Below are 13,872 nucleotides of genomic sequence, written 5' to 3'. Positions count from 1 at the left end.
GCCGGTTTTTCGATCAGCCCTTTACGCGTTCCCCCGGCGGATCGTAGAGCGGCGCCATGTGCACCGTGGCCGCGAAGCGTTCGTTCGCCACGATGAGTTCGTAGTCTCCCGATGTCAGAAATGCGTCGTCGACGCCCCCGGCGGCGCGCACATAGCCGTAGCCGATGGGTTTGCCGACCGTGTAGCCATAGCCCCCGCTCGTCAGATAGCCGACCGGCTCGCCATTGCGCAGGATCGTTTCCCGGCCAAGCAGAACCGCGTCGGGGTCAGCCGTGGTGAAGCAGGCAAGCCGTTTGGTCAAAGGGCCGCCAGAAGCCGCCTCACAGGCCTCGCGCCCGATGAACGGCGTGTCACGGCGCAGCTTCACGGCCCAGCCAAGCCCCGCCTCGAACGGGTTGTCATTGGGTGTCACATCCGAGCCCCAGGCGCGATAACCCTTCTCCAGCCGGAGCGACTCGATGGCGCGATAACCCACGGGGCGGATCTCCTGCGCGCGGCCTTTGTCCATCAGCGCGTCGAAAACGTCGCCCGTACCCTCGATGGGCACATGCAGCTCCCAGCCCAGTTCACCGACATAGGTCACGCGCATGGCGCGCACGCGGTGCCCGGCAATGTCGATCTCCTGTACCCGGCCGAAACGGAAGGCCTCGTTGCCGACATCGGCCCCGGTCACGGCGGCGAGAACCTCACGCGCCCGCGGCCCCATCAGGGAGAGCGTGCCATGTTCCTCGGTCACGTCGACAAGACGGGCGTTTGCGCCGGCAGGCAGGTGGTCTTCTATCCACGCGAAATCGTGGGTGCGCGAACCTGTTCCGGTCACGATGTAGAAGTGCTCATCGGAAAGGCGGGCGACGGTCAGGTCGCATTCAATGCCGCCGCGCGAATTCAGGATCTGCGTGTAGGTCAGGCGTCCGGCGGGCTTGGCGACGTGGTTGGCGCAGATGCGCTCCAGCGCGTCCGCCGCATCGGGGCCGGTCAGCTCATACTTGGCGAAGGATGACTGATCGAAAACGCCGACCTTTTCGCGCACATGCGCATGTTCCTCACCGACGGGGCCAAACCAGTTCTGCCGCCCCATGGAATAGTCGTCCCGCGCGTCCATCCCCTCCGGCGCAAACCAGTTGGGCCGTTCCCAGCCGAGCTTCGAGCCGAACACCGCGCGGTGATCCTGAAGCTTTGCATAGAGCGGGGAGACGATGCGCGGCCTGCCGCTTTCATATTCCTCATGCGGGAACGCGACCGTGTAGTGCTTGCCATAGGCTTCGAGCGTGCGCTCCTCGACCCATTTGCGGTCCCGGTGCAGCTCCGAGAAGCGGCGAATGTCCACGACCCAGAGATCCAGCGGAGCCTCGCCGCGCACCACCCATTCCGCCAGCACCCAGCCCGCGCCGCCGCCTGCGGCGATGCCGAAAGCGTTGAAGCCGGCCCCGACAAACATGTTGGCGCATTCCGGGGCCTGTCCGAGAATGAAATTGCCGTCCGGCGTGAAGCTTTCAGGCCCGTTGATCATCTGCCTGACGCCTGCTTCGGCGAGTGCCGGAACACGCTCGATGGCCTGTGTCATATGCTGTTCGAAATGGTCGAAATCGTCGTCGAACAACTGGAATTCGAACCGGTTGGGCACATCTCCGCCCGGCAGGCCGGTGGCCCAGCTCTGCGGGTTCGGTTCGTAGCCGCCCATGACGAGGCCGCCGACCTCCTCCTTGAAATAGATGCGGCGGTCGGGATCGCGCACGGTCGGCGTGTCGGAAGAGAGCCCCTCGATCTTCTCGGTCACGATGTACTGGTGCTTGACCGGTTGCAGCGGCACCGAGACCCCGGCCATCGCACCGATCTGACGGGCCCATTGGCCGCCGCAATTGACCACTTTTTCGCAGGCGATCCTGCCACGATCCGTCTCCACGGCAACGATGCGGCCGCCCTCCATCTCGAAGCCGGTCACCTGAACGCCTTCAAAGAGCCGCGCCCCGTTCATGCGCGCGCCCCTGGCGAGTGACTGGGTGATGTCGGACGGGCTGGCCTGCCCATCCGTGGGCAGCCAGGACGCGCCGATCAGGTCGGACGTGTCCATGAGCGGCCACATCCGCTTCACTTCCTCCGGCCCGACAAGCTCCATCTCCATGCCGAAGCTGCGCGCGGTGGTGGCAAGCCGTCTGAACTCGGTCCAGCGGTCTTCATTGGTGGCGAGCCGCAGGCAGCCGGTCATTTTCCAGCCGGTCTCCAGACCCGTTTCCTCGTGCAGCCTTTTGTACAGATCCACCGAGTATTTCAGCACGCGCGTGATCGACGCCGACGAGCGCAGCTGACCGATCAGCCCGGCGGCATGCCAGGTCGAGCCCGATGTCAGTTTGCCCTGTTCCAGAAGAATGACGTCGGCCTTGTGGTCGCGGGCAAGGTGGTAGGCTGTCGAGCAGCCGATGATGCCGCCTCCGATGACGACGATCTGGGCATGCGAAGGCAGGGTCTGGGTCATCGTGATGCGCGTCCGTATTGGGTGTAGAAAGTGTCCAGTGCGGCCTCGAGCCGCGAGAGGTTTTCATGCGTGTAGGCAACGTAGTCGGTGCCCGGCGCGTCGAGATAAAGCTCGGAGGTCATGCTCCACATCGCCTCGCGCAACAGCGAAGCGCACTGCATGGAGGCCAGCGAACGCCGCAGGTCCCAATCGGGCGTGCGGTCGAAATAATAGCCGAGCAGCGCTTCGGACTCTTCGTCCGAAAAGCTGGCGTTGGAGGAGAGCCCCGCCAGATCGAACATCGCCGTCGAGAAGCCGGCATATTCGAAATCGATCAGCCACAGCCGCTTGCCGTCATCCAGAAGGTTGGCTGGCAGGAGGTCGTTGTGACCGAACACGATTGGAAGCGGCGTCTGTACGGCTTCCAGCTCATCGGCCAGCGCAAGATAGGCCGGCAGCTGCTCCGTCATCCGGCTCCCGCCTTCCTTCAGGGTGCGCGCATAGTCGCGGATGACGTGAAACGGCCAGAACATGAAGCCCGGCCCTGAAACATGGTGCGGCATGTCCTGATGAAAATCGCGAACGATCCTGGCGACGCGTTCAATGTTGGCGCGCACATCGGCTTCGCCGTATGTTTTCGCATTGAGATGTCTGCAAACCATGACGCCGGGCGCCGCATGCTCGACGGATGGTGCAAGAGACGCTAACTCGGCGGCGCGCGCGGTCATCAATTCGCGGTCGCGGATAACGTGATGAAAGGGATAGTCCTTGCCAAAACGGACCACATGGCCGCCGGCATCGTCGGTAACGAGCCAGCTTTCATTGCTGATGCCGCCGACGAGCGGCTCTATCGTGATTGCCCCCTGCCATAGGGGCAGTGCCGCAATCCGATCAGAGCCCGGGGCGGTGATTTCCCGTGCTGCCGTCATGTCTCCTCCCGCAGCCTTTGGCTGTCGATTTTGAGGAAGAATTGATGGGCATCTGTGTGAAGTCAACAGAAAAATGTTGAAGTTTGACCGATTCGCATCTTCTTGAATTTCAAATCAGTCATGATAGGGCATAAACGGGCACAACCGGTAAGGGCAACGCAGATGAACTATTCCCCCCGCCATGGTCGGATTCTGGATCTTCTGACAGAGCAGGGCACAATGGGCGTCAATGATCTGGCGCAGCATCTGGAGGTGTCGGTGGAAACCGTTCGCCGCGATGTGAAGGTGCTCGCCGGGCGCGGCGCCATCGTGCGCATGCATGGCGCCATCGCCTTGCCGTCCGTGGTCAGCGAAGCGCCGTTCGAGCGGCGCATGCGGGAGAACCGGCAGGCCAAGGAGACCATCGCCGCACTGGCCGCCTCGACGATCCGCGATGGCGAGTCGGTGATGCTCGACACGGGCACCACTACCAGCCTTCTGGCGCGCGCGCTGCTGGACCACCGGCAGTTGACCGTCGTTACCAACTCATCCGACATCGCCCGCACGCTGGCGACCGTCAATGGCAACAAGGTCTACATGGCCGGCGGGGAGCTGCGCAGCGACAGTGGCTCCGCGCTCGGCTTTTCCGCCATCGAGTTCGTCAGCCGTTTCAGCGTCGATCACGCCATCATTTCCGCCGGCGCGGTGAACGCGATGACCGGCATCATGGACTACGATCTGGAGGAGGCGCAGTTCGGCAACGCGGTTCTGGCGCGTGGTCGCCGCCGGGTTGTCGTGACCGATGCTTCCAAGTTCGGCCGGAAGGGGCTGGTGCGCGTCTGCTCCTTTGCCGAAGTCGATTCGCTGATCGTCGACAGCATGCCGCCGGAAGACCTTTCCGAAGCGCTCCGTCTGGCCGATGTGACGGTTACCTGCCCCGCCTGACGGGGGCGTTCGGGCCGCCGGCGCACCACGCCTGTGGGAAAGCTGTACATTTGTTCTCCGACGAAACAGTTCCTGCACAATCAACTTGCTTTCCGTCTCGGGATTTGGTTCGTTCCGCGCATCCACAGGGGTGCCGCGTATCGCCGCGGCTGAGATGAGGGTGCAAATCCTCGGGCCCTAGAAGCTGATCTGGGTAATGCCAGCGGAGCAAGGAGGACAATCATGTTCGCAGGTGCGCAGCTTTCCCTTTATCCGATGACCGACAATTTCGTCGACGTCATCATGTCGTCGCTCTCCGCGTTCGATCCTTACCGGGACCGGTTGCGGATCGAGACCGACGATATCTCCACGCTCGTCGTCGGTCCGCCCGAAGTGCTGTTTCCGGCGCTGCGCGATTTCTATGTCGCCGCCGCATCCACCCGCCATCATGTGGTGCTGCGCGCCACGCTCTCGCGCGGCTGCCCCGGCGAGCCGGACGATCCGATCTGCAGCACCTCTGCACTCGCAAATCCGTCAGAGCCGCTCGCCGAACGGCAGAAGGCGGCACTTGCAGCGGTGGCCAATGCAAAGACCACGTCGGAAATCGCACGCGCGCAGTTTTCGCTTTACGTGATGGGCGCCGGCGATCACATGGCGGAGATCATGGGCTGCATCGACTTCCTGAAGTCGAGCGGCGTCTTCGATCATTCCAAGAATTTCTGCAGCCGTCTCACCGGCGATGCAGGCCCGGTTTTCGCAACGCTCGAACAGGCTTTCTGCCGGTTTGGTCCGCCCGAAGGCCATGTGACGGTCGATTTGACCGTTTCCGCCAACAGCCCCTCCACGGCCTGATCCCATGTCTCAGGGTCGGCCCCGTCCTGCGGGCGGACGGCTGGTGCGCGGCTTGCCTGCTCTGGCAAGCGTTGCCGGTGCAATCCTCCTTTGGGAAATCTATGTGCGGCTGTCGGGCATTTCGCCGCTGGTTCTGCCTGCGCCCTCGCGCGTCATCGAACAGATGGGCGTCAACCGCGGCCTCCTGTGGGAGAACACGCTGCCGACGCTGAGCGCGACGCTGACCGGCTTTGCCTTCTCCGTCAGCATCGCCTTTGCCCTCTCGGTGGCGCTCGATTTCCTGCCGAAGCTGCGGCGGGCGCTGTTCCCGATCTTTGTCGTCAGCCAGACCCTGCCGCTGGTGGCCATCGCGCCGCTGGCCGTCCTGTGGTTCGGTTTCGGTCTCACACCGAAAATCCTGCTCGTGGCGCTCGTCACCTTCTTTCCCATGCTGGTGGCGCTGGTCGATGGCTACGAATCCACCGATCCCGAAATCGAAACGCTGATGCGCTCCATGGGCGCGTCGCGATGGAAAGTGTTCCGGGCGGCGCGCTTTCCCTCGGCCATGCCCTATTTCTTCGCCGGCCTGCGGATTTCGATCACCTATGCCGTGGTCGCCGCGATCTTCTCCGAATATGTCGGCGCGCGCGCCGGGCTCGGCATTGTCATTCTCAACGCCAAGAACAGCTTTCGCCCGGATCTCATGCTGGCAGCGGTCGTGGTCAGCTCCACGCTGACGCTGGTGCTCTTCGGCGTCTCGGCGCTTCTGCAACGCGCGCTGCTGCGCTGGCGTGAAGCGGGGCAGACACGATGAGCGCTCTTGAAATGCGCAATGTGGGCGTGACGCTTGGCGAGACCGCCGTGCTCGACGATGTGTCGCTGCATGTGGGGCAGGGGGAGTTCGTCTCCATTCTCGGCCCTTCGGGAGCAGGCAAGTCCACCCTGTTTCGCCTGCTCACCGGCGCGCTTGCGCCGGATCGCGGCGAGATCCTGCGCGATGGCGCGCCGCTGAAGCGCGATGGCCAGACCTTCGCCTTCATGCCGCAGCGCGACGCGCTGATGCCCTGGCGACGCATCATCGACAACGTCATTCTGGGGCTGGAAGTGCAGGGTGTGCCCCGCGCGGAGGCGCGTGCCCGCGCGCTGCCGCTGTTCGCCGAATTCGGGCTGGAAGGCTTTGAGCAGCGCTATCCGGCGGAACTCTCGGGCGGCATGCGTCAGCGCGCAGCCCTTCTGCGCACGGTCATTCAGGCCCGCCCGATACAGCTTCTCGATGAACCCTTCGGCGCACTCGACGCGCTCACCCGCGCGCAGATGCAGCGCTGGCTGGAGGACCGCTGGCGCGCCGCGCGCTGGACCACGCTGCTCGTCACCCATGACGTGCGCGAGGCGGTCGCCCTTTCAGACCGCATCTATGTGCTGTCGCGCCGTCCCGCCCGCGTGATTTCCGAGGTCCTCGTCCGCGCCCCGCGCCCGCGCCTTGGCGCGCCCCTGCCGGACGAAGCCCGTGCGCTGGAAGAAGATCTTTTGAACACCTTGCTCAGTCAGACAGGAGAAAGACCATGAAAAGCCTGATAGCCGCAGCCCTGATGCTCGGCGCGATGGCGCTGCCGGCAACGGCGCAGGAGCGCCTGAGCGTCGCGCTGGACTGGACGCCCAACACCAACCATGTGGGGCTCTACGTCGCCCAGGCGAAGGGCTGGTTCAAGGATGCCGGTCTTGATGTCGAAATCCTGCCCTACACCGACACGTCCTCCGGCACGCTGGTCGCCACGGGCGTTGCCGAATTCGGCATTCTCAGCTCCATCGGCTTCTACAGCCAGCGCGCCACGGGCGCCGACCTCACGGTCGTCATGGCGGTGATGCAGCACGAGACGGGCCGTCTCGTCTTCAACGGCGAGCGTGAAGACATCCAGCGCCCGGCCGATCTCGATGGCATGACCTATGCCGGTTTCGGCAGCGCATGGGAGCAGGCCCTCATCTCCACCATCATCCAGAACGATGGCGGCAAGGGCGAATTCGAGACCGTCACGCTCGGCACCTCTGCCTATGAGGCGCTTGCCAACGGCACGGTCGATTTCACGCTTGAGGTCAGCACCTGGGAAGGTGTGAACTCCGTGCTCCTCGACCGCCCGCAGCGCGCATTCCGCTATGCCGATTACGGCGTGCCGGATCAGCACACCACCTATCTTGGCAGCAACGGAACCTGGCTGAAGGCCAACCCGGAGACCGCGCGCGCTTTCGTTGAAGCGGCTCAGCGCGGCTATGCCTTTGCTGCCGAGAACCCGGAAGAGGCAGCCGAGATGCTGATCGCCGAAACCGGCGGCATGCTGTCCAACCCGGAGCTGGTCCGCGCTTCCATGCAGGCCATCGTGGATGGCGGCTACCTGCAGGACGAGGGCGAACCGGTCGGCCTCATCGATGCGGACATGTTCGGCAACATCACGAAGTTCATGTTCGAGGCGGGCGTCATGCGCGATGCCGACGGCAAGCGCCTTGAGGAAATGCCGGACGTCTACACCTGGTTCACCAACGCGTACCAGAAGCAGTAATTTCTGACGCAGTTCAGAGATTTACGGCCCGAAAGCCTCAGGAGGTTTTCGGGCCGTTTTCATTCAGGGCATGGCCGGAAACGTCACGTCCACCAGCGCAAACACCGAGCGTTGCTCCTTCTTGATCCTGTCATCGCTGACCAGCAGAAAGAGTGACGGCGAGACCGCGACAATGCCTTCGAAATCCGCATCGTCGACACCAGGAACATCAAGTCGAACCGCCTGCGTTTTGCATAAGGTGTCGGCCGCGCAGACCGCCGGGTCGACAAGCCGCAGATAGGGAACGAGCGCCTTGTCTTCCTTGATGCGCTCCAGCACCAGAAGCCTGCCATCGGGCAGCGCCGTCATCGCCTTCACCCGCGACGCACCGATATCCTCGCTCGACCACGAGAGCGTTTCGCCACCTTCCGCATAAAGCGTGTGCGCGGTGCGCGGCGCGGGCTCAAACGGTTCTTCGGGCAGGGTCACAAGGCCAAGCTCCGGGTGATGGGCGATGGATTCAAGGCCGCGGTTCTTGCCCGCCTGTCGGCTGCTGTCACGCACCGCCGATGGCAGATCGATCTCTGCCAGCCATCCCCCGTCACGCTTGAAAAGTGCGGCGCGCGGTCCGCTTTCGCTCAGGATCGCGAAATTCAGAGCGCCCGTTTCATCTGGTCGTAGCATCAGCGCTTCCGGCCCGAACCCCTGTTCGGCAAGCGCGCTTCCGTCTGCGTCTGTCAGCGCCGCAGCCGCCTGCGGCTCAAGGGCCGTAATCGTCTCGCCATCGGTCGAGAAGGCGAGACTGAACAGCGTGGCCCGGTCGGAAACCGCGTAAACGGTCTGCGTCTGCGGGTCGTAGGCGAGGCCGGATAACTCGGCCATCGTCTCTCCGTTCACATCGATTTCGGGCATCACCCGATGATCGAGAACCCGCGCCGACATCGGCTCGGCATTGACTGCAAGCGTGGTGGCGAGGGCGAGGAGGGGTGTCAAAAGAATGGTTCTCAAGGTTCAGGCCTCATTTCTGGCGGAAATGCTTCTGGCAGACGGCAGGGGCGCCCCGGATTTTCCGGAGCGCCCGCTGCCTCACAGCATGATCCCGCGAAGGGTGAAGTAGATCACGGCGGAGATGAGCGCCGTCAGCGGAACGGTTATGATCCAGGCCGACAGTACCTTGGTCATCAGCGCCCGGTTCACGAGAGCTTCTCCCCGTTCGGTTGCCGCAGTGCTGCCGCACACGCTGGCGTCAGACTGCCTTTGCGCATGTTCCCTGCGCAGCGCATCGATCATGGCCCTGCGCTGCGCGAAGGGGCTTGCCTGCATGCGGGCGATGAAAGCGTCGCATTCCGCCTCATCACGACCGGCATGCAGTGCGCGGATATCGCTGACGATCCGCGCATAGCGGCGCTTCAGCCACTCCCGCAGAAAGCCCACGCCAAGGACGGCACCCACGGTCACATGGGTGGTGGAAACCGGTAGGCCAAGCTGGCTGGCCGTGATCACGGTGATGGTTGCCGCCATGGCGATGCAGTAGGCGCGCATCGCGTCCAGCCTGGTCAGCTCCCCACCCACGGTCTGGATGACGCGGGGGCCGAACAGCAGGAGGCCGATGGCGAGGCCGGCAGCGCCGAGCCCCATGACCCAGAACGGAATGATGGCCTTTTCCTGCATCGCGTCATTGGTCAGCACATCATAGATGCCGGCCAGTGGCCCGATCGCGTTTGCCACGTCATTGGAGCCGTGCGCGAAGCTCAAAAGCGCTGCCGAGAAGATGAGCGGCAGGGCCAGAAGCTGGTTCACCGCGGATTTGTCATTCTGAAGTTTGGGCAGCCGGCGTGCGATCAGGAAGCGGGAGACAACCCATGCCACAAGAGCGATGAGCGCGCTGGCCATGGTCGCCTCAAGCAGGCTCGCAGACCACACCTTCTTGAACCCCTTGAGGATCAGATAGGTGCCGAACGACCAGGTCATGGCGGCCACGAGAAGCGGCACAATCCTCTGCGCGGCCTTCAGCACCTGCGGCTCATAGGTCACGAAGCGCTTGATCGCATAGAGAAACAGCGCAGCAAACAGGCCGCCCAGAAGCGGGGAGATGATCCAGCTTGCGGCGATGTTGGCCATCACCGACCAGTCAACGGCCGAAAGGCCCGCTGCCGCAATGCCGCCGCCCATCACGCCACCCACGATGGAATGGGTCGTGGAGACGGGCGCGCCGAACACGGTGGCGAGGTTCAGCCAGAGCGCTGCGGCCAGAAGTGCGGCCATCATCACCCAGACATAGACGTTCCGGTCGGCAAGCGCCTCCGGCATAACGATGCCGCCGCGCACGGTGCTGATGACCTGGCCGCCGGCAATAAGCGCGCCGCCAAACTCGAACACCGCCGCCATGATGAGCGCGCCTGCAAGCGGGATCACCCTTGCGCCGACCACAGGGCCGATATTGTTGGCGACATCATTTGCGCCGATATTGAGCGCCATATACGCGCCGAAGCCGGCGGCCGTGGCGATCCACAGCGCGAATTCGGGATTGCCGCCATTCTGGGCGCGCACCAGCGCATAGGCCATCGCCGCAACGACGAAGGACAGGGCGATGAAAAGACGTCCGAGAAACGGAGCAAGGTCTCTGAGGTCCGACCTGGCTTTCGCGAGGCTCGCCATATAGCCGGATTCAGGCAAAGCGGGGCTGACATGCGTACGCATGGTCCTCTCCTTTCGATGGCAGAGTTGAAGCTCAGGCGGGGCTCAGGGCCCGGCCGTCGAGAAGCTGCAAGCGACGCAGCGCGGGCAGGAAGCGGTTGTGCCGCTCCACCTGGCCCGTCGCGGCCATGCCCACGCAGTATTTTGAGCAGCGTTTTGTCGGGTGGACGTGCAGTCCCCGGAAAATCGCATCGGCGATGCCGTTGCCGCGCGCCGATTTCGTTTCCACGATGGAGATGTCGGGCCGCACTAGGCGGCGTACATCGCCAGCCTTGAACGAGAGCTGCGTGTCGATGGTCATGCGCTCGCCGCCCTCCTTGGCCACCAGCGTGATGCGCATATACTGCATCTCGATCACCGGGGCCAAAGGCCGGTCGAAGGGGCTGTCATAGATCTCGCGGTGGCACGTGTCGATGAAACTTTCACCGGAGTGGTCGAGGCCCGAACCGGGTTCCTGCAGCTTCAGGCGTTTCTTGACCGTGATCTGCCGTTTGCTCTTCAGCTTCACTTCCAGATAGCTGAGGCCGGTATCCACGTAATCGCGCACCCGCACCTTGCAGCGTTTGCGACGCCCCTGATGGTGGTCGTAATAGCTGCGCAGATCGTCATCATCATAATAACGGGTGGCATAAGTGAACGCGCGGATGCCGTCGATTTCGAGCACGTCGAACAGATCCGAAAAGGCGTGCAGCGCGGGGCGGAGCCGGTTGGCCGGAACAATATACTTGTTGTCCAGCCGTTCCAGCATGGCGGCCTTGCCGTTCAGTCCCTCAAGCGAGATCGGGCGGAAGCCGGTCAGTTCATTTGTGATGGAATGATCCATTGGAGTGTCTCCTTCCCGGCAGGTCAGTGCCGGGGCTTGCGGAAGAACACGTTCATCCGGGCCATGTCGTTGATGTAGTCGAGCGCGGTGATCTGGTAGGACATCACGTCCACGCCAAGGCGCTCGGAGAGGTCGCGGCGCATCTTCTCAGGCTGCGAAAGCGCTTCGTGATCGATCTTGTCGAGCGTGATCTTCACACCGTCGGACGAGCGCAGGATGGCCGGGTGATCGAGGATGTAAGCGCCCAGAAGCACAAGCGCGACAACGGCAAGCACGATGGCCAGAGGCGTTCCGGGAATGGCGCAGATCACGGCGATGGAGACCGAGCCGAAGAAATAGGTGATTTCCACCTTGGAGATCTGCTCCGAACGCAGGGTGAAGAGCGCCAGAATCGCGAAGAGGCCGAAGCCGGCGGCCAGCGAGAATTCGACAGCCGAAAGAATGGAAAGAACGCCAAAGGCAAAGATGTTGAACAGCGATGCCGCCGTCACCAGTTCCTTGTCGCGGTAGCGCCGGTAGTAAAGGCCGAAGACCAGGATCGTCATCGACACGACGTCGATGCCAAAGCGGATTGGGGTGTCACCGAATGCGAACGTTTCCAGCATTGTTTTCCTCATTTGTTGGTCACGGCCTCTGTCAGAAAACTGTCGTAAAACTGTCAGAAAGCCGTCTCTGGTGTCGGAAAACGTGAGGGAATTGGATCTATTCCATCGGCATTGATTTTATTTCTCCCGGGTCCGCTGAAACCCTTGCCGCATATGAAAAAACTCCCCCCGGATTTTTTCCGGAGGGAGTTCATCTTTGTCGTTTCGGTCAGATATCTGCGCCTGATCCGGCGTTCTATTCCGCCGCGTCGCGCCGTGGCAGCACCCAGTCGGGGCGCGGGAAATGGCAGGTATAGCCATTGGGATAGCGCTCGAGATAATCCTGATGCTCGGGCTCTGCTTCCCAGAAATCGCCAACCGGCTCCAGTTCCGTCACCACCTTGCCCGGCCACAGGCCGGAGGCGTTCACATCGGCAATGGTCTCTTCGGCCACGCGCTTCTGCTCGTCGCTTACATAGTAGATCGCCGAGCGATAGGACATGCCGACATCATTGCCCTGCCGGTTTGCCGTGGTCGGGTCATGGATCTGGAAGAAGAACTCCAGCAGCCGGCGATAGCTCGTTTTGTCGGGATCAAAGGTGATTTCAATCCCTTCCGCATGGGTTCCATGGTTGCGGTATGTGGCGTTCGGCACGTCGCCTCCGGTGTATCCCACACGGGTGCTGACAATGCCGGGCAGCTTGCGGATGAGGTCCTGCATGCCCCAGAAACAGCCGCCAGCCAGAACAGCGCGTTCAGTCATTGCACATCCTCCACCTGGTCGAGATAGTCTCCGTAACCTTCCGCTTCCATCGCATCGCGATGAATGAAGCGCAGTGCCGCCGAATTGATGCAATAGCGCAGACCGCCACGGTCTCGCGGGCCATCCTCGAAGACATGGCCAAGATGGCTGTCGCCATGCGTTGAGCGCACTTCCGTGCGGATCATGCCGTGGGTCGTGTCCCGCAGCTCGCTGACATTGGCCGGCGCGATGGGCTTGGTAAAGCTCGGCCAGCCACAGCCGGACTCATACTTGTCGCTGCTTGCGAAAAGCGGTTCGCCCGAAACGATGTCGACGTAGATGCCCGGTTCCTTGTTGTTCAGGTGCTCGCCGGTGCCAGGGCGTTCCGTGCCGCTTTGCTGCGTCACGTAATATTGCTCCGGGCTGAGGCGGGCCAAGGCTTCTTCGGTCTTCCTGTAGTTCATCGGCAGCTCCGGCTTCCTGATCGTTCAATGGTGATCGGTCTCGGCATCGCGTCGAAACACGGTGCCTGCGGAGCCTCATCTAGGTATCGCGGCTCCGCGATCCCAATCATATTAGCGTGATCCGAAACGGAAGTCCGCCGGGACGCGTCAGCGCAGTGTGGAAAGCGCCGCGCTCTCGTCCTCGGCCGAAAGCGGCGCACCGGCCCTGGTGGCCATGAGAAACGCGTCCAGCGCTTCCAGCGAAGACGCGGGAACGAAATCGCCGTTCACATCCACCTGCGAGGCCGCAAAGCGCAGCTGCCAGGCATCGTTTTCCTGACAGGCGACAGCCACATGAGATGTGCCACGCGCACTGACCTCGAATTCCCGGCAAAGCGTGCCCGCGCCATCGCGATAAGTGGCAATCGCCTCGAAACGCGCATCCTCGCCAAGTTGCCTTGTCTCGCCCGATGGCGATACGTTCAGCGCTTCAACGATCCGGTCGTCTGCAAGGCCCGCAATCTCGATGCCGCCCGCCTGTTCGGGCTGACCGGCGGCCATGTAACCAAGCAATCCGCCCGCAACCAGCGCCAGAGAAGCTGCGATGGGCAGTGCATGGCGCTGTGCGAACCCCTGTTGGCGCGGGGCGCTCCTTTGCCTGAAGGGAAGCACCTCCGCTCCGGAACCGGATTCTTCCATCTCCGCAGCGCCAGCCATCTGTCGCACACGCGCTTCAAGATCGTCTGGCACGGAGACTTTTGCCGTTCCGAATGTGCCCGCCAGTAACGCGCGCGTCTTCATGAACAGGTCCACGCGCTCCGCGAGCGCAGTGTCCCGCTCGATGGCGTCTTCAACCTCACGGCGGGTCTTCGCATCGAGCTCGCCATCGGCATAGGCCATCAGAACTTCATCGGTGAATTTTTCTTCATGCATCGTG

Annotated in this window: 14 protein-coding genes and 1 riboswitch; of the genes, 5 read left to right on the top strand and 9 right to left on the bottom strand. The window is 62.8% G+C overall.

Annotation, left to right across the window (positions count from 1 at the left end):
* Window positions 1-13: 13 nt before the first annotated feature.
* The gene (locus AC4PTT_RS19625) at window positions 14-2,473 is read right to left on the bottom strand and encodes a GcvT family protein (RefSeq protein ID WP_492162801.1); all 2,460 of its coding nucleotides are present in this window, start codon (window positions 2,471-2,473) and stop codon (window positions 14-16) included.
* Window positions 2,470-3,381 carry a phosphotransferase family protein gene (locus AC4PTT_RS19620; protein WP_297558851.1) on the bottom strand — a complete coding sequence of 304 codons (912 nt, stop codon included), beginning with the start codon at window positions 3,379-3,381 and terminating at the stop codon, window positions 2,470-2,472. The genes AC4PTT_RS19625 and AC4PTT_RS19620 overlap by 4 nt, the downstream gene beginning before the upstream one ends.
* A 162-nt stretch (window positions 3,382-3,543) precedes the next feature.
* Here AC4PTT_RS19620 and AC4PTT_RS19615 point away from each other — a divergent pair, with 162 nt between their 5' ends.
* From AC4PTT_RS19615 to AC4PTT_RS19595, 5 genes are all read left to right on the top strand, one after another.
* On the top strand, window positions 3,544-4,305 hold the full coding sequence (locus tag AC4PTT_RS19615) for a DeoR/GlpR family DNA-binding transcription regulator (RefSeq protein ID WP_206994531.1): 762 nt from the start codon (window positions 3,544-3,546) through the stop codon (window positions 4,303-4,305).
* A gap of 116 nt (window positions 4,306-4,421) precedes the next feature.
* Window positions 4,422-4,534: riboswitch (TPP riboswitch) on the top strand.
* The gene (locus tag AC4PTT_RS19610) at window positions 4,528-5,136 is read left to right on the top strand and encodes a YkoF family thiamine/hydroxymethylpyrimidine-binding protein (protein WP_492162800.1); all 609 of its coding nucleotides are present in this window, start codon (window positions 4,528-4,530) and stop codon (window positions 5,134-5,136) included. (Overlaps the previous riboswitch by 7 nt.)
* 4 nt (window positions 5,137-5,140) lie before the next feature.
* Window positions 5,141-5,929, top strand: a complete 789-nt coding sequence (locus AC4PTT_RS19605) for an ABC transporter permease (protein WP_492162799.1) — start codon at window positions 5,141-5,143, stop codon at window positions 5,927-5,929.
* Window positions 5,926-6,681 carry an ABC transporter ATP-binding protein gene (locus AC4PTT_RS19600; RefSeq protein ID WP_206994530.1) on the top strand — a complete coding sequence of 252 codons (756 nt, stop codon included), beginning with the start codon at window positions 5,926-5,928 and terminating at the stop codon, window positions 6,679-6,681. Before AC4PTT_RS19605 ends, AC4PTT_RS19600 begins: the two co-directional genes overlap by 4 nt.
* On the top strand, window positions 6,678-7,667 hold the full coding sequence (locus AC4PTT_RS19595; RefSeq protein ID WP_492162798.1) for an ABC transporter substrate-binding protein: 990 nt from the start codon (window positions 6,678-6,680) through the stop codon (window positions 7,665-7,667). The genes AC4PTT_RS19600 and AC4PTT_RS19595 overlap by 4 nt, the downstream gene beginning before the upstream one ends.
* 63 nt (window positions 7,668-7,730) lie before the next feature.
* Here the strand turns inward: AC4PTT_RS19595 and AC4PTT_RS19590 are convergent, their stop codons facing one another.
* The 7 genes from AC4PTT_RS19590 to AC4PTT_RS19560 form a co-directional block, all read right to left on the bottom strand.
* Complete coding sequence (locus AC4PTT_RS19590; protein ID WP_492162797.1) at window positions 7,731-8,654, bottom strand: esterase-like activity of phytase family protein; 924 nt, start codon at window positions 8,652-8,654, stop codon at window positions 7,731-7,733.
* Between the two features lie 78 nt (window positions 8,655-8,732).
* The gene (locus AC4PTT_RS19585) at window positions 8,733-10,346 is read right to left on the bottom strand and encodes an inorganic phosphate transporter (protein ID WP_492162796.1); all 1,614 of its coding nucleotides are present in this window, start codon (window positions 10,344-10,346) and stop codon (window positions 8,733-8,735) included.
* Window positions 10,347-10,377: 31 nt separating this feature from the next.
* On the bottom strand, window positions 10,378-11,166 hold the full coding sequence (locus AC4PTT_RS19580) for a polyphosphate polymerase domain-containing protein (RefSeq protein WP_113156900.1): 789 nt from the start codon (window positions 11,164-11,166) through the stop codon (window positions 10,378-10,380).
* A gap of 23 nt (window positions 11,167-11,189) precedes the next feature.
* Window positions 11,190-11,771 carry a DUF4956 domain-containing protein gene (locus tag AC4PTT_RS19575; RefSeq protein WP_113156901.1) on the bottom strand — a complete coding sequence of 194 codons (582 nt, stop codon included), beginning with the start codon at window positions 11,769-11,771 and terminating at the stop codon, window positions 11,190-11,192.
* A gap of 235 nt (window positions 11,772-12,006) precedes the next feature.
* Entirely contained in the window at window positions 12,007-12,513 is a 507-nt protein-coding gene (gene msrA / locus AC4PTT_RS19570) for a peptide-methionine (S)-S-oxide reductase MsrA (RefSeq protein ID WP_206544863.1), read from the bottom strand.
* Window positions 12,510-12,956 (bottom strand): peptide-methionine (R)-S-oxide reductase MsrB, encoded by a 447-nt coding sequence (msrB, locus tag AC4PTT_RS19565; RefSeq protein WP_113156903.1) that lies wholly within the window; start codon window positions 12,954-12,956, stop codon window positions 12,510-12,512. Before msrB ends, msrA begins: the two co-directional genes overlap by 4 nt.
* Before the next feature lie 147 nt (window positions 12,957-13,103).
* Window positions 13,104-13,868, bottom strand: a complete 765-nt coding sequence (locus AC4PTT_RS19560; protein WP_492162795.1) for an anti-sigma factor — start codon at window positions 13,866-13,868, stop codon at window positions 13,104-13,106.
* Window positions 13,869-13,872: the final 4 nt, after the last annotated feature.

Source organism: Nitratireductor sp. WH36-1, from assembly GCF_058725515.1.
Note: the sequence above shows the minus strand (reverse complement) of the source record. Positions and strands in the feature narration are given on the sequence as shown.